The organism is Acidobacteriota bacterium (assembly GCA_016713675.1).
Classification (GTDB): Bacteria; Acidobacteriota; Blastocatellia; order Pyrinomonadales; family Pyrinomonadaceae; genus OLB17.
In genome coordinates this window covers 1,916,314-1,937,837 of record JADJOS010000001.1, presented here as the reverse complement: position 1 = coordinate 1,937,837, position 21,524 = coordinate 1,916,314, and the positions used below count along the sequence as shown (strand labels likewise).

Genomic DNA, 21,524 nt, shown 5'->3' with positions numbered 1-21,524 from the left:
CCGGTGGTCAGTGGCCAGTCGTAAGATCAACGACTGATTCTCTCATTGTCCTCTGACAACTGACAACCGACCACTGACCACTGTTCGTGTTCCGTTCCACCACACACAAACGTGTTTCATGGAACATCATATTGCAAATTGAAATATTTTTCTTGACAAGTATTGCTTTCTGCAATACTATTCAGACGGTACGGCCACATTTAACGTGCCGTCCTCAGTCCTAGGATAAATGAATGAGGATAATCAGCCGAAAGGCATTTCGAATGTTTTCGGAAAGGCACCCGGAATCGGGACCGGCCTTAGACGATTTTTATGGAAAGATCAAACGGTGTAGCCCAAGTAACATGGCCGAATTTCGGCAAACGTTTCCGAGCGCTGATAGCGTCGGAGACTGTATCGTGTTCAATGTCGGCGGGAATAAATATCGTGTCATAGTTCATCTGGACTATGAGGTACAAACGATGTGGATAAGGTTTGTCCTTGCTCATGCCGAATACGACAGAGAACGGTGGAAAGATGACTGTTAGATCTCTTGGGGAGAAAACATGACAACCAATTACAACCCGCAAAAATACGCAAGCCTGTTGGTTGACTATTTGCCCGGCGTCATACGAACGGAAGAAGAAAACGACAACGCCATAGAATTTGCCGGAGCCTTAATGAAAAAAGGAGCCGGCCGATCGCCCGAAGAAACAAGGCTGCTTGATCTTATTGTGACCCTTATCGAAGATTTCGAAGACAAAGCATATCCAATGGGCGAGACATCGAACCCGCAGGTCGCTCTGCGCGAGCTGATGCGTGAGCACGAACTAAAACAAACCGATATGCTCGATATCTTCGGCTCGCAAGGCGTCGTCTCACAAGTCCTCAACGGCAAACGCGAGATCAGCAAAGCCCAAGCCCGCCGATTGTCCGAACGGTTTCGACTTCCAATTGATATTTTTATTTGAAGGCAAGAGATTCTTTCGGAACCGCTGCTCTGACGTGTCTTTCGTGCCATTTAGTGCATTTCCGTGGTTCCGCCAAGTTCTAAACCACTAAACAACACGAAAAGGACACGAAACAGATAAAGCAAAGTGAAAAGCCTCGCTGAGTGATCGGCGAGGCTTTTTCTTGTCAGAACCGAGAGCGATAGCGACCGGGTTCAACGTTTTCGGGCATCAACTTGATCAACCCCACCCAACACGACTACACCGAATGCAACCGATATACAACCCGATCAAAGAGCAATCAACTTTTACGCCAGTGGTTAGCTCGTTGGGCGCGGGTTTGCAGGCTTGACCCGGTCGCTATCGCTTGCGGTTTTGACAGGAGGCGTCCGCCGGGTCGGCGTAGGCCTTGGTCTGGCTGATGTATCGGTTGATGGTGGTTAGGGAGAGGCCGAGGGTTTGGGCGATCTGGCGTTGGGATTTGCCTTCGGAGTGGAGGACGTGGGCTTTGTAGAGTTTCTCGACGCGGGTCGGGTCGAAGCGCGTGCCGTACCAGCCGATGTGATCGCGTTCGGGCTCGGTGCCGGTGTGGGTGAATCCGAGGAACGGCAAAGCCGTCAGTGATGAGTGATGAGTGACAAGTGATGAGGAAGAACCACCCCGTCCTCCCAAAGCGGCGGCCACCCCTCCTTGGTAAGGAGGGGAGCTGCTGAGTTGTTTGGCGGAAGGTTTTAGGGGGAGCTGGTTGGACGCCGGGTATTTTTTGTAGGTGCATGGTGAAGGTGTTGTTTTCGTCGTATTTTCGTTGGTGCCGGCGTGATTTTAGCTGTTTTAGGTAGCGGACGTTGGGGCCGGAGCGGCTCCGGCCCTTCGCGAAGATCGAGTCGGCAAAATTTGAGAGCATTTTGCTGCCGAAAAGGTCATTTACGCTCAAAGGGCTCGCTCCGTAGCGCTTGGGCGTGTGGGCGAGGATGAGCAGTGATAGGCCGTTTGAGACCTTGAGGTGGTTGAGGATCTTCATCAAACGGGCCGAATCGGTCGTGCTGTGGGTCGATGTGGTCAGCCAGGTGATGTTGTCGATGATGACGATGTTTGCCTGGTAATACTCGACGTGTTCGACGATCGATGATGCAATGTAGTGCGTGAATGTCCGGAAATGGTCAGGTTTTTCCGTATTCGGACTGATAACGATCCGTATCAGCTCATCTGAGAACTGAAACCGGTGAACTCCGTCGGGTGACGAATAGCGGTTCGCGATCTGCCGCTCGTCCATTTCAAAGTCGAACAGCAGAACGCGTCGAGGCCCGCAGCCCATTTCGAACGGCGGTATCGCGATTCCCGAGGCGATGCTCTCGGCGATCTGTACCGCGAGGATGCTCTTGCCGATGCCGGTATCGGCGAAGAAGATCGCGAGTTCATTTTCCTGCCAAAATGGGCCAAACAGCGGACGCTGCAGCGGCCCTCCGGCGGCGGTTTGCAGGTAACGGTTGATCGGACGCGCCGAAAAAAGATTGCCGTAACATTCGAATCGGAGCGGGTCGTCGGGGTCGAGCGGGACATGGGTGTCGGCTTGGTCGGGCGAGGCTGCGGCCGGTGCCGGCTTGATCGGTTCGGGCGTGCTTTCGCTTTCCGTTTCGTCGAACAGATCGCCATAGCGCTCGCGTGCCTCGGCCTCTTCATCAAAATCGTCGTCGATGTCGTTAACGGGGCGTAACTTGTCATTCATATATTGAATTATAACCCATAGATGCAACAATTCAAAGATTTTTTTCTTTTGCCCGCGGGCGACGCCAGAGGTGTCGAATGTTTATTGAAACCGGGCGGCCAAGAAAAATACGACGCCGGCCGGGGTCGCACCTATTTATGTTTCATCATTTCTATAAACATTCGATCCCTCCGGGATCGCGGATCCTGCGAACTTGTGACTTCCCCGCTCTGACATTACACTTCTAAGTATGAGTTTAACTGAGACAATAATCGCCGATCTTACGGCGGCGATGAAGGCTAAGGATGCGGACAAACTGTCGACCTTGAGGATGGTCAAGGCGAATCTGATGAACCGCAAGATCGACAAGGGCGGCGATCTGACGGACGACGAGGTGCTGAAGGCTTTGCAGTCGCTGGTGAAGCAGAGGCGTGATTCGATCGAGCAATATGAGGCGGCGGGCCGGAACGAGCTAGCGGCGAAAGAGAAGAGCGAGATCGCGGTGATCGAAGTTTATTTGCCGCAGGCGGCGACGCAGGACGAGGTAAATGCGGCGGTCGAGGCAGCGGCTGCCGAAACAGGGGCTTCGTCGATGAAGGACATGGGAACGCTAATGAAAGCCGCGATGGCATTGCTCGCGGGCAAATCCGCCGACGGCAAAATGGTCAGTGAAGCCGTCAAGGCTCGACTCTCGTAGATCAATGCTCGAACGCCATCAACGTGAGGCCGGCTGGGCCGACAGGGCCGTTCGCAGGCGCGGTGCCCGTGCATTGCAGCGGCAGCTCGATTATCAGGAGCATAAGGCGGCGGCGTTCGCGGGGCACGAAGACGAGATGGTGCGGGGCAATTTTGTGCGGGCTCAGCAGATCCGCAAATTGCTCGACGAGGTGAGGCCTTTTGACGAGAACGACCGCGTTCTTGAGGTCGGCAGCGGTGCCCACGGTCTGGTATTCGGGTTCGGGACGAAGTTCGGCGTCGGGATCGACCCACTGGCGGTCGGCTATAAACGGCTCTTTCCAAAATTACAATCGAATGCGAATACAGCGGCAGCGATCGGTGAGGAATTGCCATTTGCGGACGCGGCGTTTGAAGTAGTGCTGAGCGACAACGTGATCGACCATGCCGAACGTCCGCTGGCGATCGTGCCGGAGCTGATCCGCGTTCTAAAGCCGGGCGGAGTGCTCTATTTTACCGTTAACGTACACCATCCGCTCTACAATTTCGCCTCGAATCTGCACGGAGCGTGGAACGCGATCGGCATCAAGGTCGAGCTGTCGGCGTTTGCCGACCACACGATCCACCTGACCGAGGACCGTATTTCGGCAGCGTTCGTCGGGCAGCCGCTCGATATTATCAGCCAGCGTTCGACAGTCGATGAGACGCGTTCGATCCAGCGTTCTGCGAGAGCATTTGATCCCGATTCCCTGCTCAAAAAACTCTTTTTTAAGAATGCGGTGTTTGAGCTTATTGCAAAAAGAGCGTAAGTTTTGGCGATACGTATGTCTCAGCCGTCGTTCGAATCACAGCTCTATTCTCACGCACATCAGCTGCTAAAAACGCACGAGACATTGCTGCGCGACGAGGTTCGGAATCGGGCGTTCTACGCGGCTTTGGAACGGTCGGTGACGGCGGATTCGGCGGTTCTCGATATTGGCTCCGGCGTCGGTGTATGGGCCATAGCGGCGGCGAAGTTGGGTGCTGAACGGGTAGTCGCGATCGACATGGACGAGATGCTCGTCGGGTTGACGCGAAAGCTGGCGGCCGAGCACGGAGTGAGCGATCGCGTGGAGGTCATTTGGGGAAATTCGTTTGCTGTTGAGCTTGGCCGTGAATTCGATATTGTCGTTTCCGAGACCATCGGCTATCTCGGTTACGACGAAGCCATCGTCGAGATCATGGCGGACGCACGCGAGCGGTTCCTGAAGCCCGGCGGCATTTTGATACCTGAGACCGTGTCGCTCCACGCTGCGGCGGCAAAGATGAATGTGCGAACCGAGTCAATTCCGGTTGGACTGGCTATCGAATTCACTCAACTCGAACGGATCAATCTGAATTCACCGCGAGTTTTGAAAAGAAAGGAAGACGCAACGGTCTTGACCGAGCCGCAGTGCCTTGTTTCGACCGATCTCTACGGCGCGACGGAAAGGCCGGATCTCACCAATTTGCGAGCAAGTTGGGAGACTGACGCCGACGTGGATTGTTTTCTCGTTTGGGTGCGATCGCGCCTCGGCGGCGATGTCGTGCTCGACACCCGCGAGACGACATCGTGGTATCCGAACGTCTATCGCCTCGAGCCGTCCGACGCGCATTCCCGCGTCGATCTGACGCTTTCGCTGACGGCGGAGAGCAACTATTGGACCGTCGAATTTTCGGGCGGCGGCGAATCTGTGTCGCGGCGCTATTCGCCTGAGTATGCAGCGGTCGAGATGATCGCCGCGGCGAGGTCAGAACTGGAAATTCGCGACGGCCGCGTCATTCATGAACCGATAATAACGCTGCGTGACGCGACGGACGACGACGCTGACTTTCTGTTTGCGGCATATCGGTCGACCCGTGCGGCGGAGGTCACGATGCTTGGGTGGGACGAGGCACAGCAGGATGCGTTTTTGCGAATGCAATTTGAATTGCAGACGCGATCCTACGCGATGCAGGTGCCAAACGCCGCAACTAGTGTGATCGTCTGCGGAACAGAAAGGGCCGGGCGATTGATCGTCAACCGAACGAAAACCGCGATCTCGTTGACCGATATCATTGTGATGCCGGAATTTCGCCGAGGCGGCATCGCGGCGAAATTGATCGGGCAGTTACAGAAAGAAGCCGCTGAAAAGCGTGTGCCGTTGGAATTGAGTGTCGATAAGGCAAATTCGGCGGCGATCGCGTTGTATTCAAAGCTCGGGTTTGAGTCGATCAGTGAGAGCGAGTTCGATCATATTTTGCGATGGTCAAACGATGCATAAATTTGTGTGAACCTGACTCAAGTTTTTACACCGAAATTCAAAAAAATCTGCTACTATCCCTGTATCGTATTTTTCGGCTTAATGTTTGACGGATGGCTCCACCGTTTTCGCGGCTCTATATGAGCGATATTGCAGTCACATTACCAACCCACGATCAGTTTGCAGCCGTCGCGAACAGCCTTTTCAATGCAAGGCTCGATGACGGCAGTACCGCGGAATTCAGCCTTGATAAGGTTAGCGGACTTAATGAGAATGGCGTAACGCGGGCATTTTCGCTCACCTTTCGTGCCCCCGGCGACGTGCCGGCGGAGCAGTCTATTTATCAATTCAGCCACGAAACGCTCGGCGCGGTCGAGCTTTTTCTCGTGCCGGTCCGGCGCGACAGTGACAGTATTTATTTTGAATCAATATTTAACCAGCTTGTTGCAGCAGACGGTTAGCTCAGTTCGGAGGAAGTAGGAAATGAAGATCTCACGCAGAAACTTTATCGCCGCGGCACCTGTTGCTGTTACGGTGGTCTCGCAGATGAACGGCATCGCACTCGGCCAGCCGCGGCGCTCTGTTGACCGTTTGGCGAAAATGACGTCAGCAGTATTTTTGCCGTTTGTCGGCACGAATTTCACATTTCGCGGCAGCGATGGACGTGCGGTGGTGCTTCGGTTAGCAGATGTCGATATTCGCACGCCGTCGAGTTATGTACCAGCCGGACGCGGCGAAGAGTGTTTCGCACTGCGATTTGAGGGCCCGTCCGGCCAGCCTCTGGCGCAAAACACTTATGAGGTCGATCATTTTGCGTTTCGTTCGTTTTCGCTGTTCATAACGGAAAATGGCGACGCGGAAGGCAACCGGTTGTATGACGCGGTCTTTAATCGGTTAGCACACTAGTATTGGAGTAAAACAATGGCATTACCTTACGTTGGTGAGATCAAGATGTTTGCCGGGTTTCGGCTTCCGGTCGGCTGGCTGCGTTGCGATGGCTCGCTATTACCTATTTTGGAGTACGAAACTTTATTTACTTTACTCGGCACGACCTACGGCGGCGACGGACAGAACACTTTTTCGGTGCCGGACCTTCGAGGGCGGATTCCGATCCATCAGGGCCAGGGTTCGGGGCTGCCTAATTATTTTTTGGGCGAGAATGGCGGGGTTGAGACCGTAACCTTGTCGGCCCAGCAAATCGGGCCTCATACGCACAGTGTCGGGGCGAGCAACACGGCCGGCACCGCAGCTTCGCCGGAAGACGCGACCTGGGGGACGGCACCGACGAACATCTACAACACGTCCTCACCGGCCACACCAATGGCGTCGACCATTGTCAGCATTGCCGGGTCGAGCCAGCCGCATTCGAACGTGCAACCGATATTGTGCATCTCGTTCATTATTTCGGCCTTTGGCATTTTCCCTCAGCAATCTTGAGAAAATAACAAGTTCGGGGTGTTTCAACGGTTTGAATCGGAGAAATAAGATGACAGAACAAAATTTAGGGCTCGATCAATTCCTTGGTGAGATCAGGATATTCGGTTTTGGTTACACTCCGCAGGGCTGGGCAAAATGTGACGGCCAGACATTGGGGATCTCTCAGAACCAGGCTCTTTTTTCGCTCTTGGGCACGACCTACGGCGGTGACGGGATCACGACATTTGCATTGCCAAATTTAAAGGGGCGTGTCCCGATCCACTGGGGACAAGGCCCGGGTCTTTCACCGTATTCGATCGGCCAACAGGCCGGGTATCCCACGCATGCACTTTCAGCGGCTGAAACAGCGCAGCATAATCACGTGTTGTCAGCCAGCACCGCGGCGCCTAATCAGCCAAGTGTCGCCGGCGGAATCTGGGCGAATAATTCAAATGCCTACGTTGACTCTGCACCAAACGCATCTATGCAGTCCGGCAGCCTCTCGGCGGTAGGCGGACAGGCCCATGAGAATATGTCACCGTATTTGGCACTAAACTTTTGCATCGCGATAACGGGCATCTTTCCATCGCAAAATTAAACGCAGATCCAGAGATCAATTATGTCAGAACCATTTATTGCAGAAATAAGGATTTTTGGGGGCAACTTTGCCCCTCGCGGATGGGCAAGATGCGAAGGCCAGCTCTTGCCGATCGCACAAAATACAGCTTTGTTTTCGCTGATCGGCACGACCTACGGCGGAAACGGGACGGTGACATTTGGACTGCCGGACCTTCGGGGCCGTGCCCCGATGCAATTCGGTCAAGGGCCGGGGCTGTCAGATCGAGTTCTTGGCGAGCAGGATGGTGCCGAAAATGTCACGCTGCTCACAACGCAAATGCCTGCGCATAGTCATTCACCGATGGGCAGCACCGCGGCGGGATCGCAAAATACTGCCTCAGGCGGCACATGGGCAAGCTCGTCCGGCGGCCGGACGCCGCCGCCGCTGTATCAGAACGTGAAAGATACTGCGATGCGCACGGACCTGATCGGCTTTGCCGGCGGCAATCAACCGCACAATAACATGCAGCCGTATCTCGCGATCACATTCATCATCGCACTGCAGGGAGTATACCCTCCGGCGGCCTGAGCATCGTGATCCAGCACGTCCTAAATAGGCATTGATCATTAAGACCAGGCCTCTCATGTAATTTCGAGGTGATAAAAAATATGAACTCCATGTTCTCTCGTACCAATACTGCCGCATTCTTTACATTATCAGCCTTTCTGATCGGTGCCGCCGTTTTCCAATTCGGCACAACGCCCGGTTCGGCTGATAGCCGTTCGGGCGAGGCGGGCATGAGTGTCAGGTTATCTGCTCTGAACGGTTTTGATCCGGGAATTACCGTCCCGGCGTCAGCAGACACGGGGTTGACAAAATTTCAGGCGGGCCGCGAATTGGAGTTGGATGGCGTGCTTGGCGGGCTGCGCGCCGAGGGCATTGATGCCGGTTCGGCTGAACCGCTTTCGCTGGCGACGGATGATATTAACGGCGACGGTTATCCTGATCTGGTGAGCGGTTACCGTTCGTCTGGCGGCGGTTTTTTGGTGGTCTATTACGGGAATGAGCGTGCGTATTCGCCTTCGGACGAAGAGGTATTGCGTGGGATCCGCGAGGAAACGCGATTCCCGATGCCCTTCGAGTCAGCTAGAATAGTACGGCTCGGCGACGCACCTGAACTATTGGTTACGGGCGATTTTGATCGTGACGGTTTGAAAGATATTGTGGCGGCGACGCGCGGAGCATCGTCGATCGAACTTGTGGCGAGTGATCGCGAGAACGGTTTTCGCGGTGTTGAGCGAGTTGCGGTCGCGGGTTCGATAACAGCGATCGGAGCCGGGCAGATCAGTGCGGGTGATGCGAATGCTGATCTGGTAGTCGGCGTCGGCGGTGACGCGGCATTGTTGGTCTACAGCTCAAACGAATCGATCCTGGTCCAGCGGCCCGAGCTTCGGCCGGTCGGCGGAACGGTCGAGCGGATCGTGTTTGGCGATCTCGACGCTGCTCAAGGTGAAGACATCGTCGCTGCGTCAGGTTCGCGGATCTTCGTTTTACAAGGCCGTGGATCCGGTGTCGATACGATAGACCTGCCGTCGCGTGCGAGAGATATTGCGGTCGGAGAATTTGCCTGGGACCGTGAATCGCGGCCCGAGATAGCCATTGTCGGCGACGACGGAATGACCCGCGTGATCGCGAATGGACGGCTCGATACTCGTGAGTTTACGGAAGCCGAAGCGCTTACGAAACGGCGACAGCTCGCACGCATTCGAAATGGCGAAATTACGGCTCCGGCGGCAAAGGCGAGAACGTCCAATTGGCGTGTTGCCGAGGAAGTTGCCTCAAACGGCACGTTTATCAACGGTGCCCGCATTTCGACACAGCCCTCGGACGATCTGATCGTGACCGGCGGCAGCATCGATGTTGTAACGCGCGACAAGTCGGCTCAGCGGTCTTCGACGAGGCTCTCGCCGGCGGGCGAGACTGTCGCCATTCTGCCGATGCGTTTGAGCGTGATGGGCGTTCCGGGAATGGTCTTGCTGCAAAAGGGCAAGATCGAGCCGACCATTGTGATGGTTGCACCGCTGGCGACATTTACGGTCGACCGCAATGATGACACTGCGGCAGCGTCAGCGTGTACAGGAGCGGCAAATGATTGCAGTCTTCGCGGAGCCGTCATTGCTTCGAATGCGAACGGCGTCGGTGCTGACGTGATCACATTCAATCCCGGCATCGCTCCCCAATTGACTGTGGTAAGCGGCGGCGGTGCTGAGAATGCTGCCGCAACAGGCGACCTCGACGTGAATGGCAGCCTTACCATCACGGGAAATGCCCCAACCACTCTGACAACGACTTACACCAACGCTTGCGGAGACTGCAAACTGTTTGGCATGAACCAGACCGGAGCAATTTCCGGCATTAATGTCGGATTTTCGGGAATGAATATGTCCGGCGGAGTTAATAACGGAGCGGCATTTTGCGGCTCGTTCTTCGAGACCGGCGGCGGAATTGATTTTTTCCTGATGCTGACGGGCAATGTATTTTCACTTTCGGGATCGACCGTTTCGGGCAATACGGTGACCGGCTGCGCTCAGAGCTATGGCGGCGGTGTCAACATCGACAGCGCAAACACGGCAACTCCGGGCGGGGCGAGTGCCGGCTCGGTATCCCTTAACAACAACACGATCTCGGGAAACATTGCTGCTCGCGAAAGCGGCGGGATCAATATGTTCGCAGATAAACACGATGTGACGCTGACCAACACGTCATCCTCCAACAATACGTCTTCTGCGGGTGCTGGCGGCGGCGGCGGCAGGATCAGGCATTCATATGGCGGCACGGTGACGATCAATGGCGGGTTGTTCAACAGCAACGCCGCAACGAACGGCGGCGGCTTCTTGATCGATGGGAATCAAGTTGCAAATATCGGATCGGTGAGCATTCAAACCAACGTTGCGAACGGCACAGGCGGCGTTGGCGGCGGCGTTGCCATTTCGAATCTCGGAGCTCTGGGAGTTGTGGGCAGTACGCAAATTACAAGCTGCACGATCAATGTTAACCACGCTGACAACGCTACGGGAAAAGGCGGAGGAGTCTATTTCCTAGCGGCATACAATGCGGCGATCAGCAGCAGCACCATCTCAGGCAATACGTCCCCGACCGGCGCAGGGGTATTTAACGGCGGCGGTGGAGCGGGCATATCACTTACGATCAATTCAGCTTCGGGTATGGTTTCGAATGTCGCAACAGGAGCGGGCGGTGCTATCCGTAACGATGCGACGAGTTCGACGACGAATATCGACGGTCTTACGATAAACAACAACACATCGGGAACTGGCGGTGACGGGATCGACCAGAATGCGGGTTCGATGAATCTATCGGGGGCGATATCGGTTCTCGGAGGCGACAGTATCAATCTGAACGCGGGAACATTTACCTCGACGTCCGGCACTCTCGATCTGACCGGAAGCTTGACACGGGCGGCGGCGGCAACGTTTACGCATAATTCCGGTACCGTGAATTTTAGCGGAACAGGTGCTCAAAACCTCAACGGCACGGCTTCGAGCATTTCGTTTAACCACTTTACCGTAAATAAAAGCAGCGGAACGCTCCAAGCCGCGGGCAGTGTCACCTCGCTACCGATCGCGGGAAATATGACCATTACGGCCGGGACATTTGCGGCCGGAACGGCGACGGCGATCGGCATGACCGGGGCGAGCTGGACGAATAATGCCACCTTTACGGCGGGAAGCAGCGTCGTCACCTTCAACGGCAGTGCGGCCCAGACCATAGGAGGAGCCGCCGTTACAACTTTTAACGGACTGACGATCAATAACGCTGCCGGCGTGACGATGAACCAGAACGAGACCGTCAACGGTGCTCTGACTTTGTCGGGCGGCGAATTGACCGTGAGCGGAATAAATGTTCTTTCTATCGGCACTGCCGGAACTACTTCGCGGACCGCCGGCCATGTCAAAGGAAGGCTGAGAAAGGTATTTGGGGCGGCTGGACCGGCGTTCCTCTATCCGGTCGGGACGACAGGGGCATACTCGCCGGTGACGACGACCGTAACGGCAGGTTCTGGCGAATTGACGGTATTCGCAAATGCCGCGGTTGCTCCGCTCGCTCCGGTGCCGCTTGGAAATGCGACAACATTGCATCGCTATTGGACGTTGAGCGGCAGCGGGATCACGTCTAATATCGTCTTTAATTACCTGACACCCGATGTCTTTGGCAACGAGGCTGTGTATCAGGTTATCCGTGTGACCGGCGGAACAACGGCTGTAACGTATGCGAATGGTGCAAGTGTTTTTGTGACACCGGCGGCGAATACATTTACGGTCAACGGACTGACTTCATATTCCGATTGGACTGCGGGCGAACCGCTGCCGCCAACTGCGGCAAGTGCATCGATCGCGGGCCGCTTGACGTCGGCAGATGGGCGTTCGCTCGGTCGCGTAAGCGTCATCGTAACTGACTCTGAAGGAAACGCACGAAGGGCGATATCAAGTGCTTTCGGCTATTACAAGGTCGAAGGTCTGCTCGTCGGCCAGACTTATATTGTCTCGGCACAAAGCAAGCAGTACACATTCACGCCGCGAACGATCTCGCTCGGCGAAGACGCGGTCGGGTTTGACCTGATCGCCGAACCGTAAGAGGCGGAGTTTAACCGCGAAATACGCGAAAGGACGCTAAAAGAAGAAAATGCTTCTTTTAGGCGTCCTTTCGCGTATTTCGCGGTTAAATTTTTTCCTGATACTTTTTTCTGCGATCTTTCGCCTTATCTGGTGAAGGCGATCTTGCCTAACGACTTCGATAACGGAGAAAGGTTATGGCTACAAATTTTGCGACAGATTTTCCTACGACAGAACTCGCGGCCCGGCGGCAGCGGCTATCATTTGAACACCGCTTTTTTCTCGCAGTTGCAGTGTTATTTCCGCTGGTGAACATCATCGGATTTGCACCTTCATATTACTTCAAGACCCTTACTACAGCACCGCCGCTGCCGAGCCTGCTTGTTCACGTTCACGGACTCGTGATGTCCGCCTGGATCATTTTGATCAGCGTTCAGGCGACCTTGATCTCAGCCAAAAAGATAAAGCTACACATGACGCTCGGTATTTTGGGTTGTGTGCTCGCGGCCGCCGTCGTGGTTGTCGGGACAATGACCGGTTACGCGATGTTTGCCCGCGGATCGACATTCCCGGGCTACACTTCGGCCCAATTCTTTATCATTCCGATGGCCGATATCGTTAAATTTGTGATCATCTTTACTGCGGCGATCTACTATCGCAGGAACGCAGCCAATCACAAGCGTTTGATCCTCGTGACAGTGCTCAATTTCATGCCGTCATCGCTTGCACGCTTTCCGTTCGCGTTCGTACCCGAACTCGGAGCGATCTGGTTCATTGGCCTTCCGGCGTTGCTCGGCTTGATCTTTCTCGCGGTCGATACGTACAGGAACGGCAAGATGAATCGAGCCTTTGCCGCCGCCGTCGCTTTGCTGGCCGCGGCCGGCCCTGTCACATCACTGATCGCAAGGACCGAAACTTGGGAAAGGTTTGCGATGTGGACGATCAGCTAACACGCAACGATCCTTTAGGAGAAATAGGAACGGGTCCGAAGGCCCGTTTTTTTATGCGTTGAACCCTTCGATCTCCGAGCCGGGACAGATCATCAGCAATGCACGCTCGATCTTTTCGACTGAGCCGGACAAGAGCAGAGTATCGCCGTCGCATAGTCGGTAACCGGCACCGGGACTTACCTTTGTCTCACCGTTTCGGATAACGGCCAGTACCGTCGCACCGGTCTTGCCGCGAAGGTCGATCTCGCCGAGATCTTTTCCTGTGACAGGCGACCGATCGGTCAGCAGCACGGTTTGTGTGACCGCCTTGTGCAGAGCCTCGTTGAGGTTGCCCATTTCGACCTGCGGTATCGAAGGGCTACGGAGCATCTCGTATCCCTGACGGCGAATACGGCCGATCTGGTCTTCGATGGTGCTTCGCGGCATTCCGAAGCGATGAAGGACGCGTGAGAATATTTCGATGCTTGTCTCAAACTCCTCCGGAATGACCTCGTTGGCGCCAATTTTGAGCAGTTCGGTGATCTCAGCCGTGTAGCGTGTGCGTACGACGATGTGCAGGTCCTTGTTCAAACTCCGGGCGAGGGCGACGGTACGGCGGCCGGCCTCGGGGTCGGACAATGCGAGCACCAGCACCCACGCCTTGTCGACAGCGGCGTGCAGCAGCACTTCGCGACGGGCGGCGTCACCAAAATTGATCTTTTCGCCCTTTTCTTTTGCAAGGCGAACGGTCTCGGCATTGATGTCGAGCACGGTGTAGGGCACACCGACCGAGCGCAGGACGCGCGACAGATTGCGTCCGTTGAGGCCGTAACCGACGATGACGACGTGTCGTTCGAGCCCGCCGCTGGACGTTAGATGGATGTCCTCGGAAACGCTCTGGTCAGCGATATCTGCACCCCGCGAGAACAGCGATTGGATACCATAGCCGATCCGCGGAGCGAGAGCGATAAGGAATGGCGTCGCGATCATCGAGATGATCGAAGCAGCGAGAAATGTCTGATAGTCGTTTTCGGGCAGCAAGCCGGCCCCCTGCCCCGATTTGGCCAGTACGAATGAAAATTCGCCGATCTGTGCAAGCCCGATACCGGCCATAACAGCAACGCGCTGCGGAGAACCGATGATTCGCATGATCGCGTAGATGATCAGTGCCTTCGCGGCGATCAGGACGACGACGACGACCATTACTGTCTCGATATTCTGCACAAACGCCGCCAGCGACAGCAGCATTCCGATCGACAAAAAAAATACTGTTAAAAATATCGCGAAACGGCAGCACCTCTGCCGTGACCTGATGGCTGTAGTCTGAATCTGCAAGCACCATGCCGGCGATAAATCCGCCAAGAGCAAGTGACATTCCAAAGTGAGCGGTAACCCACGACATACCGATACAGAGCAGGACGACCGTCAAAAGAAAGACCTCAGTACTGCGAAGGCCGACCATGCGACCGAGGAATTTGGGCAGCAGAAGCCACGCTCCGAGCACGATGAGAGCGAGGGCAAGCAGCGAGCCTCCCAGATCGATAAGCACCGAATAAGCCGTCATATCGCCCTTGCCGCCGAGCATCGGTATCATCAGCAGCATGAACACGATGCTGATGTCCTGAAAGAGCAAAATACCGACGCCGGCACGGCCATGCGGGGCGTCGACCTCGCGGCGGTCAACGTAGCTTTTGAGGACGATCGCGGTACTTGAAAGCGCGACCAAAAAGCCAAAGAAAACGGCCTGGTTCAATTCCCTGCCGAGAAAGACCGCGAGGCCCGCGACCGCGGCAACCGTGACGCCGACCTGGAGCCCGCCGCCGACCAGCACGAGGCGTTTCATTTCACGCAGCCGGCTGAGGGAAAATTCGAGGCCGATCGTAAATAGGAGAAGCATCACGCCGATCTCGGCGAGTATCTCAACGCCTTCGACATCTTTGATCAGCCCGAGCCCATAAGGGCCGATCGCAATACCGGTAAGCATCAAACCGACAAGCAACGGCAGTTTTAGCCTGAGGCACAGAAATGCCACAGGTACTGAGACGAGAAAGATAATTAAAAGATCAGTAAATAACTGGGGTGTATGCATTTATTCCGCTCCGGCGGCACATGTGCCGCAAATTCAAATAGTGCCCGGCCGTTTCGTGGGGAAATGGCCAAATTTTCAAAAGATCAGATGTTTTTGACAAACACTATGCGCGAGGTGGTGCACGGCCCTGGAGCCCGGAAACAAATTTGAGCGGAAAGAAAACGACCGGCCCCGAAATACCGTCAGCCGGTGCGGGTACCATGGTTCTGTCTGAAATAGGAGATCTACCTGCATTTAACAGGACCAACTGGGCATCGCTGCCATCATCCGACGAGCCGTCCTCTTTTTTCTCACGGCCCTTTTCGACGCGGGGAACATTCTCCTCGTATTGGATCCGCTGACCATTGTCCGTTCCGAATGAACCGGTGCCGACGGCCTTTTCGACCGGAAACGGAAACAGGCGAACACCTTCGCCGCATGAGAACAACAGGCCGGCCAGCACACCGTACAAGACGAGCGCGCGGCATGCGGAACGATACCTATCGAAAAGAACAAGTTCCATGGCGTCTTTTCAGAATAACAAAGCGGGTCGTACGGAATCAATCACCGCGTCCGGAACGGCGTGAGGCCATCACCGTTCGGGAAACGAGCAGGGATCGCTATTTTCAACTCAGGAATGCGTGAGGTCCGGTGTTAAGGTTTGTTTTCTTCGCCGACCTTTGCGTCCTTTACCTCGGTCTCGAAGCGGCGGTAATCGCCGTATTTTATCAGGTTATTAATGTTGATGCCGGCGAATAAGATCTTGATCTGGAGATTGATGTCGGCTTGCGAAGGCAGCCAGATCTCGTTGTTGACGAGTTCGTTGTCGAGACTGAACGATGCCCCGCGTTTTGCCTTGGCGAGGAAGTTGCCGGCACTCTGAGCCAGTACGGCCTCGAGCCGAACGACCTGTTTTGTGGCGGTGTCTACCCATACAGCACCGGTGCAGAGTGCGAAGAGCTTCTCGTTCCGAGTTTTCGGTTTGAATGTCGGGTTTGGTTCGTAGTCAAATACGATCACGTCGCGGCCCTTGAATCGCTCACGGCGCGGATTAATGAGCAAACTTCCCTTCAGCGCGTCGGCGATTGTGATACGCTGGCCTTCGCCTTTTGGCTGTCCGGCTGAGCCTGATGCGATCTCGCGTTTTTCTTTCGCGGCTACTTTCTTTTCGATCTCAGCGACCTGTTTTTGGGCGTCCCTGTCTTCCTTCTCTTGATCGGAAGCCGAGAGAGGTTTGCCGTTCTTCTCGATCTGACGGTTGATGCGATAGCCTTTATAAAAGGTCAGGAGTCGTTTTTCGGATGACTTTTCAGCAAGATTTCCCGCGGCATCCATCTCACGGTCAATGCGGAGCTCGGTGTAGCTATAGTTTTCGAGCAATTCATCGACCTTGTCTGCATTGACGCGAATGTCGTTAAGTAATGCCGTGATGTCGGGAAGCGGCTCGCTGGATATCTGCGGAAAATCGAACACGCTGCGGGCGACTACCTGGTTTACCTTTGTGTCCGCGATCGAGATCTCGTAAGTTTCGCCGTCGGCCTGCGACCTGATCGAGAATGGTCTTTGTATGCCGTTAACAGGACGGTAATTGCTGTAATCAAATATCTTACCGGAAATGACCTCGCGTACGAGGAGGCTTGTCGTTTTGTCGAAGTACAACTGTATTCGAGATCCTTTGGCAGTGTTCAGAATAATGACATTCGTCTGTTTACCGTCGATCTCAGCCGTGCCGCCAGATGTGACTTTGGTCTTTTCGGCTTTTACGGTGAGCCAGCGAGTGTTGCGGTAGGCGGCCTCTGCTTGAAAGTCTCGTCCGGCATCGCCGGTGATCGTTCGAAGTCCGTTCTTCGAATCACGCTGCCAGCCCGACTTGCCATTGTAACCGCTCGAAACCTCAAAACCGCCAAGATCGTAAGCCTCGCCATACATCTTGCCGCCCGAAGCATACGAGGTGTATTTGCCGCCCGCACCGTCAGCGACGCGTTTGATCGTGCCGGTCATCTGCCAAGAAGTGATTGCTTTCAGAGCCTTTTCGCCGCCGAGGGCTTTGTTTGCGGCGGATAGTATCTTTGACGGCGATTGGGAAAAAGCGGCTGTCGTCAGCAGCAGTTGCAGCGGCAAAACGAGCAAAAGCAGAAGTCTGAATTTCATAAAACCCTAATCCTTGATCTTGCGGTAGTCGTGATGGTAATAGATGAGCGGGGCACCCGAGCGGATGTCTGCATTTTCGACGATGCCGACGATGATCGTGTGGTCGCCGGCGTCGTGGACACTGGCGACACTGCATTCGAGTGTGACGAGAGCGTCGGCGAGCATCGGGAGGCCCTCGGTCGATTCGTAGATCTGCGTGCCGTCAAACTTGTCCATTGCAGGTTCGGCAAACTGCTGCGAGATCTGACGCTGGTGTTCGCCGAGAATGTGGACCACAAAGGCCGCTCGTTCGAGGAATGCGTAATGGCTTGCGGTTTCTTTGTGAATGCAGGCCAGCACCATCGGCGGCGTCATCGAAACCGAACAAAACGCGCTGACAGTGATCCCGTGAGGACGCCCGGCGGCATCGGCCGTTGTCATGACAGTTACGCCGCTCGCAAACCGGCTCATTGCGGATCTGAATTCTTCGTCTGTAACCATGGTGAATCGCTGAGTTCGATTCTACCGTTCGGTTGGCGTATTTTCCACTTCGTTGAAATATATTAACAATAAAAGGGCGACCGCAGCTTTCGCCGAAATCGCCCGATAAGACAGCATCACCTGCCTTTTGTAACAGCCGAAGCCGTAAACCCCTTGTTCACCGTCGTCGTTCCGAGCGTTCCCTAAGAATGTTCCCGGATCGAAACTTTCGATGTTCCAAATTTAACTCACGTTCGCACGGCAGTCTGTGCCCTACCGCACATAACTTATAGAAAATCTGCCGCCCGTCAAAATGCTAGGTGCGCTACCACACAGACGGGCCTACAAGAAGATGTTCAAATGATAGTGAGCCGTTGATAGATCGGATGGAATCTGAGATTTGAGATCTTAACTTGGGATTCGAGATCAGCGGACTGGAGGTGGATCATGCTTTGGACAATTATTTTAATACTATTGGTTTTGTGGGCTTTGGGATTCGGTTTTGCCGGTGCAGCGACGGGCAATTTGATTCACATTTTGCTCGTGGTCGCGGTCGTTGTGCTGATCTTGCAGTTGGTCAGAGGACGGCGCATTTAATTTTTGGCTTTTAAGCTGTTGCGGGATTAAGTTGCCCAATTAGCAGGCTGCCGGAGACGGCGGCCTTTTTTTGCGCGAAAAAAAGAGAAAGCATTTATCTGCTTTCCCTTTTCGTCGTCATCCACCCCGAATATTAGGTCTGTATAAATCGCCGAAGCGGACGCGATCAGCCGTTAAATGCTATTTACCCGTGTTCGCGTTGCTGTTAGCTATCTGTGCAGGTGTATCGATCTTGCCGTCACTGCCCGCACGTATAAAGAAGGCCCACATCAAGATAAACATGATCGCAAGCCCAATTGCCGCGGTCACGAGTCCCCAACGCGTGAATCGAAACGCCTTGGCAGAATCCTCGCGAACGAGCACATCCTTTCCGTCAACGTGTATTACTTCCTTATTCATAACTACTCACCTCAAAAGCAAGTCTAGCTGTTGAGGCGGCGGTCGTATGTACGGCCGCACACATTTAGATCCGAGATGCTGCCGCTGTGTGGCCTACCGCACAGACCTATGTGTTTCATTTGTTTACGCTTAGTTCAGAACCTGAGGATCGGCACTCTTCCTGGTTGGATCAAATTAATTCGCCGAAAGCCGGGATTCGCTGGAATATTTATACGGAATAGTTAAGGAGACATCATATGAGAGAGACATACAACACAGACCAAAACCTTTCGACTTCAAATAGCGGCTTTCGCAACGGATTCACATATCTTCTGATCGGCGGCGGCATCGGTGCGGTACTCGCATTACTGTTTGCACCGAAATCGGGCAGCGAATTGCGTGGCGAGATCGCCGACGTTTCGAGAAAGGGCTATGACGCGACTCTAGCGAAAGCAAACGAGTTAAAAGAGCAGTCGGCAGAAGTGATCCAGAACGTAAGGGAAAAGGCTGACAAGGTTTACGATTTCGCCGCAAACAAGCTCGCTAAGGGCGAACAGGCGATCGACGACGCGGTTGCGACCGCGGCAGGAGCCGTCTCGGACGGTCTCGACAGCCTCAAAGAAGACACAGCGAATATTAGCGGCAAGGGCGGAAACAACCGCAGGGCCTCGAGCATAATGTAGGCCGGACAAGAAAAATACTTTTGATCAACTTGGCCGGCTGCAATCTCGCGGCCGGCCATATGATTTGATAGCGACTCTCCCGAAAGGCGAAGGCCTGAGGACAATTATATGTACAAGACGAATTTATTAAAGATATCACTGCTCGCGATAGTCGCGATCATCTCTACGTTCACCACAACGCAGGCACAGAACCGTGCTTACACCGGCACGGACCGTCAGCTGCAGACGCTGCTCGAACGGATCGAGACGCAAACCGACGCATTCAGCCGCGAGATCGACAGATCGCTTGACCGCAGCAGCATCGACGGCACCACACGTGAAGATTCGATCACGTCAATGGTGTCAAATTTTGAACAGGCGACCGATACGCTGAGAGACAACTTTACAACGCGCCGTTCGTCGGCGAGCGATGTGCAGGAAGTTTTGAACCGCGCTATATCGATCAACACATTCATGCAGAACAACCGCGTGACAACGCTCGCACAGCGTCAGTGGTCGCAGCTACGCAACGAACTGAATCTGCTCGCGAGCAACTACCGCGTTACCTCGAACTGGAATGCCGTGAACAATAATTACGGCAATCAGACGGGCCGGACAGTTAGCGATGCCCAGATCATCACGCTGATCAGGCGTATCAAGACCCGCAGCAATTCATTCAGACTGTCGGTTGGACGCCTGAACCGCGGAAATACGCGCGAAACGGCGGCGGAGATCACACAGGAACTTTCCACCTTCGACGTCGCCCTTGACGATCTGAACCGCAGCTTGAATCAGCGAAATTACGGCAACGGCAATATTCAGAATGTGCTTGAGCCTGCTTCGTCGATCAATGGCGTTCTTTCATCGAACCGGACAAATAATGACGTCACTAACAAATGGAACCTGCTTCGCAGCGATCTGACGACGCTGGCCGGTTATTATCGCGTGAGATGGAACGGCGACACGATCATCACTCCGGGCGACCAATGGGGCCAGAATAACAATTTTGACTCGCGTTTGACCGGCACATACCGTTTGAATACGGCGCAGAGCGACAACGTCGCGACCATCGTCGATCGTGCGATCAATGACGCCAATTATCAGGCAAATCAGACCGACCGTATTCGACGCAACCTCGAACGCCGTTTGGCTTCACCGGAAACAATGTCGTTTCAGAAGAACGGACAGCAGGTCACGATGTCGTCCGCAAATGCCGCAGCGATCACGCTAGCGGCGGACGGACGCAACCAAACCGAGACATCGCCGAACGGCCGAACCGTGACGACGAATGTCACGGCGACCAACCGGGACCTGACGATCAGTTACGAAGGCGACCGAATTAACGACTACAACGTCGTGTTCACGCCGGTCGGCAACCGACAGCTCAGGGTAACGCGTCGTATTTATTTGGAAAATCAGAGCCAAACTGTAACTGTGACGAGTGTTTACGACAAGACCAGTCAGACCCCTGATTGGAACACCGTTGGAAATACGAATGGCACGACGTCAGACGGCTTTGCTGTACCCAATAATACGCGCATGACGGCAACGCTCAACACTGCTCTTTCGACGAGGACGATCCGCGACAGAGACCAGTTCTCAATGACGGTGACGTCGCCATCGCAGTTCAACGGAGCAGTGATCACCGGAACGGTCAATGGCGACAAATCGGGAATGGTGTCGGGCCGTGCGAATATGTCGCTCACGTTTGACACGATCAGGTTGACGAATGGCAACGTATATCGCTTTGCCGGAATTGTCGACGAGGTCCGCTCGGCTTACGGCAACACCGTCAATGTAAATAACGAGGGTGCCATCCGCGACGGCAATCAGACGACCAAGACCGTCACGCGTGCCGGTATCGGAGCCGTACTCGGTGCGATCATCGGTGCAATTGCCGGAGGCGGCGAAGGTGCCGCGATAGGTGCCGGCGTCGGAGCCGGTGCAGGCGTCGGAACGGTGATATTACAGGGCCGCGACAATCTGGAGCTCGGAGTTGGTACGACCTTTGCCATAACCGCAACAGCTCCTGCTAACACGCGGTAGTCTTACAACATTGACCTCGGACGAGGCTCGGTCCGCAAGGACGCGGCAGTTCGCTACA

Annotated in this window: 21 protein-coding genes; 15 read left to right on the top strand and 6 right to left on the bottom strand. The window is 54.6% G+C overall.

Going from position 1 to position 21,524, the window contains the following annotated elements; translation table 11 throughout:
• Positions 1-233: 233 nt before the first annotated feature.
• Positions 234-527 carry a type II toxin-antitoxin system HigB family toxin gene (locus IPK01_08960; protein MBK7933615.1) on the top strand — a complete coding sequence of 98 codons (294 nt, stop codon included), beginning with the start codon at positions 234-236 and terminating at the stop codon, positions 525-527.
• A gap of 18 nt (positions 528-545) precedes the next feature.
• Positions 546-950 carry a transcriptional regulator gene (locus tag IPK01_08955; GenBank protein ID MBK7933614.1) on the top strand — a complete coding sequence of 135 codons (405 nt, stop codon included), beginning with the start codon at positions 546-548 and terminating at the stop codon, positions 948-950.
• Between the two features lie 280 nt (positions 951-1,230).
• Here IPK01_08955 and IPK01_08950 read toward each other — a convergent pair whose 3' ends face one another.
• On the bottom strand, positions 1,231-2,655 hold the full coding sequence (locus IPK01_08950; GenBank protein ID MBK7933613.1) for an AAA family ATPase: 1,425 nt from the start codon (positions 2,653-2,655) through the stop codon (positions 1,231-1,233).
• A 229-nt stretch (positions 2,656-2,884) separates the two neighbouring features.
• Between IPK01_08950 and IPK01_08945 the strand changes: the two genes are divergently transcribed.
• From IPK01_08945 to IPK01_08900, 10 genes are all read left to right on the top strand, one after another.
• Entirely contained in the window at positions 2,885-3,331 is a 447-nt protein-coding gene (locus IPK01_08945) for a GatB/YqeY domain-containing protein (GenBank protein ID MBK7933612.1), read from the top strand.
• Positions 3,332-3,335: 4 nt separating this feature from the next.
• Entirely contained in the window at positions 3,336-4,118 is a 783-nt protein-coding gene (locus IPK01_08940; protein MBK7933611.1) for a class I SAM-dependent methyltransferase, read from the top strand.
• A 15-nt stretch (positions 4,119-4,133) separates the two neighbouring features.
• Positions 4,134-5,591 carry a GNAT family N-acetyltransferase gene (locus IPK01_08935; GenBank protein MBK7933610.1) on the top strand — a complete coding sequence of 486 codons (1,458 nt, stop codon included), beginning with the start codon at positions 4,134-4,136 and terminating at the stop codon, positions 5,589-5,591.
• A 119-nt stretch (positions 5,592-5,710) separates the two neighbouring features.
• The gene (locus IPK01_08930; protein ID MBK7933609.1) at positions 5,711-6,031 is read left to right on the top strand and encodes a hypothetical protein; all 321 of its coding nucleotides are present in this window, start codon (positions 5,711-5,713) and stop codon (positions 6,029-6,031) included.
• A 22-nt stretch (positions 6,032-6,053) separates the two neighbouring features.
• The gene (locus IPK01_08925) at positions 6,054-6,476 is read left to right on the top strand and encodes a hypothetical protein (GenBank protein ID MBK7933608.1); all 423 of its coding nucleotides are present in this window, start codon (positions 6,054-6,056) and stop codon (positions 6,474-6,476) included.
• Positions 6,477-6,491: 15 nt separating this feature from the next.
• Positions 6,492-7,007 (top strand): phage tail protein, encoded by a 516-nt coding sequence (locus IPK01_08920; protein MBK7933607.1) that lies wholly within the window; start codon positions 6,492-6,494, stop codon positions 7,005-7,007.
• Positions 7,008-7,056: 49 nt separating this feature from the next.
• Positions 7,057-7,584: a phage tail protein gene (locus IPK01_08915; GenBank protein MBK7933606.1), complete on the top strand. Its 528-nt coding sequence runs from the start codon at positions 7,057-7,059 to the stop codon at positions 7,582-7,584.
• Positions 7,585-7,605: 21 nt separating this feature from the next.
• Positions 7,606-8,133, top strand: coding sequence for a phage tail protein (locus IPK01_08910; protein ID MBK7933605.1), 528 nt, complete (start codon positions 7,606-7,608; stop codon positions 8,131-8,133).
• Positions 8,134-8,213: 80 nt separating this feature from the next.
• On the top strand, positions 8,214-12,197 hold the full coding sequence (locus IPK01_08905) for a hypothetical protein (GenBank protein ID MBK7933604.1): 3,984 nt from the start codon (positions 8,214-8,216) through the stop codon (positions 12,195-12,197).
• Between the two features lie 176 nt (positions 12,198-12,373).
• Positions 12,374-13,126, top strand: a complete 753-nt coding sequence (locus tag IPK01_08900; GenBank protein MBK7933603.1) for a hypothetical protein — start codon at positions 12,374-12,376, stop codon at positions 13,124-13,126.
• A gap of 51 nt (positions 13,127-13,177) precedes the next feature.
• Here IPK01_08900 and IPK01_08895 read toward each other — a convergent pair whose 3' ends face one another.
• From IPK01_08895 to IPK01_08880, 4 genes are all read right to left on the bottom strand, one after another.
• Complete coding sequence (locus IPK01_08895; GenBank protein MBK7933602.1) at positions 13,178-14,329, bottom strand: NAD-binding protein; 1,152 nt, start codon at positions 14,327-14,329, stop codon at positions 13,178-13,180.
• Between the two features lie 968 nt (positions 14,330-15,297).
• Positions 15,298-15,696, bottom strand: coding sequence for a hypothetical protein (locus IPK01_08890; protein MBK7933601.1), 399 nt, complete (start codon positions 15,694-15,696; stop codon positions 15,298-15,300).
• A gap of 131 nt (positions 15,697-15,827) precedes the next feature.
• Positions 15,828-17,324 (bottom strand): hypothetical protein, encoded by a 1,497-nt coding sequence (locus IPK01_08885; protein MBK7933600.1) that lies wholly within the window; start codon positions 17,322-17,324, stop codon positions 15,828-15,830.
• Between the two features lie 6 nt (positions 17,325-17,330).
• A complete protein-coding gene (locus tag IPK01_08880) occupies positions 17,331-17,804 on the bottom strand; it encodes a flavin reductase family protein (protein ID MBK7933599.1) in 474 nt (157 codons plus the stop codon).
• 426 nt (positions 17,805-18,230) lie between these two features.
• On the opposite strand from IPK01_08880, the gene IPK01_08875 reads away from it, so the two are divergent.
• The gene (locus IPK01_08875; protein ID MBK7933598.1) at positions 18,231-18,380 is read left to right on the top strand and encodes a lmo0937 family membrane protein; all 150 of its coding nucleotides are present in this window, start codon (positions 18,231-18,233) and stop codon (positions 18,378-18,380) included.
• A 180-nt stretch (positions 18,381-18,560) separates the two neighbouring features.
• Here IPK01_08875 and IPK01_08870 read toward each other — a convergent pair whose 3' ends face one another.
• Positions 18,561-18,779 (bottom strand): hypothetical protein, encoded by a 219-nt coding sequence (locus IPK01_08870; protein ID MBK7933597.1) that lies wholly within the window; start codon positions 18,777-18,779, stop codon positions 18,561-18,563.
• A gap of 236 nt (positions 18,780-19,015) precedes the next feature.
• On the opposite strand from IPK01_08870, the gene IPK01_08865 reads away from it, so the two are divergent.
• Both IPK01_08865 and IPK01_08860 read left to right on the top strand, forming a co-directional pair.
• Positions 19,016-19,441, top strand: coding sequence for a YtxH domain-containing protein (locus tag IPK01_08865; GenBank protein ID MBK7933596.1), 426 nt, complete (start codon positions 19,016-19,018; stop codon positions 19,439-19,441).
• Between the two features lie 108 nt (positions 19,442-19,549).
• Positions 19,550-21,466 carry a hypothetical protein gene (locus IPK01_08860; GenBank protein MBK7933595.1) on the top strand — a complete coding sequence of 639 codons (1,917 nt, stop codon included), beginning with the start codon at positions 19,550-19,552 and terminating at the stop codon, positions 21,464-21,466.
• The last annotated feature ends 58 nt before the right edge of the window (positions 21,467-21,524 follow it).

Bases quoted from the DNA above. Each gene is read 5' to 3' on its own strand.
- IPK01_08960 (MBK7933615.1), top strand. From the start codon at position 234: ATGAGGATAATCAGCCGAAAGGCATTTCGAATGTTTTCGGAAAGGCAC.
- IPK01_08955 (MBK7933614.1), top strand. From the start codon at position 546: ATGACAACCAATTACAACCCGCAAAAATACGCAAGCCTGTTGGTTGAC.
- IPK01_08950 (MBK7933613.1), bottom strand. From the start codon at position 2,655: ATGAATGACAAGTTACGCCCCGTTAACGACATCGACGACGATTTTGAT.
- IPK01_08945 (MBK7933612.1), top strand. From the start codon at position 2,885: ATGAGTTTAACTGAGACAATAATCGCCGATCTTACGGCGGCGATGAAG.
- IPK01_08940 (MBK7933611.1), top strand. From the start codon at position 3,336: ATGCTCGAACGCCATCAACGTGAGGCCGGCTGGGCCGACAGGGCCGTT.
- IPK01_08935 (MBK7933610.1), top strand. From the start codon at position 4,134: ATGTCTCAGCCGTCGTTCGAATCACAGCTCTATTCTCACGCACATCAG.
- IPK01_08930 (MBK7933609.1), top strand. From the start codon at position 5,711: ATGAGCGATATTGCAGTCACATTACCAACCCACGATCAGTTTGCAGCC.
- IPK01_08925 (MBK7933608.1), top strand. From the start codon at position 6,054: ATGAAGATCTCACGCAGAAACTTTATCGCCGCGGCACCTGTTGCTGTT.
- IPK01_08920 (MBK7933607.1), top strand. From the start codon at position 6,492: ATGGCATTACCTTACGTTGGTGAGATCAAGATGTTTGCCGGGTTTCGG.
- IPK01_08915 (MBK7933606.1), top strand. From the start codon at position 7,057: ATGACAGAACAAAATTTAGGGCTCGATCAATTCCTTGGTGAGATCAGG.
- IPK01_08910 (MBK7933605.1), top strand. From the start codon at position 7,606: ATGTCAGAACCATTTATTGCAGAAATAAGGATTTTTGGGGGCAACTTT.
- IPK01_08905 (MBK7933604.1), top strand. From the start codon at position 8,214: ATGAACTCCATGTTCTCTCGTACCAATACTGCCGCATTCTTTACATTA.
- IPK01_08900 (MBK7933603.1), top strand. From the start codon at position 12,374: ATGGCTACAAATTTTGCGACAGATTTTCCTACGACAGAACTCGCGGCC.
- IPK01_08890 (MBK7933601.1), bottom strand. From the start codon at position 15,696: ATGGAACTTGTTCTTTTCGATAGGTATCGTTCCGCATGCCGCGCGCTC.
- IPK01_08885 (MBK7933600.1), bottom strand. From the start codon at position 17,324: ATGAAATTCAGACTTCTGCTTTTGCTCGTTTTGCCGCTGCAACTGCTG.
- IPK01_08880 (MBK7933599.1), bottom strand. From the start codon at position 17,804: ATGGTTACAGACGAAGAATTCAGATCCGCAATGAGCCGGTTTGCGAGC.
- IPK01_08875 (MBK7933598.1), top strand. From the start codon at position 18,231: ATGCTTTGGACAATTATTTTAATACTATTGGTTTTGTGGGCTTTGGGA.
- IPK01_08870 (MBK7933597.1), bottom strand. From the start codon at position 18,779: ATGAATAAGGAAGTAATACACGTTGACGGAAAGGATGTGCTCGTTCGC.
- IPK01_08865 (MBK7933596.1), top strand. From the start codon at position 19,016: ATGAGAGAGACATACAACACAGACCAAAACCTTTCGACTTCAAATAGC.
- IPK01_08860 (MBK7933595.1), top strand. From the start codon at position 19,550: ATGTACAAGACGAATTTATTAAAGATATCACTGCTCGCGATAGTCGCG.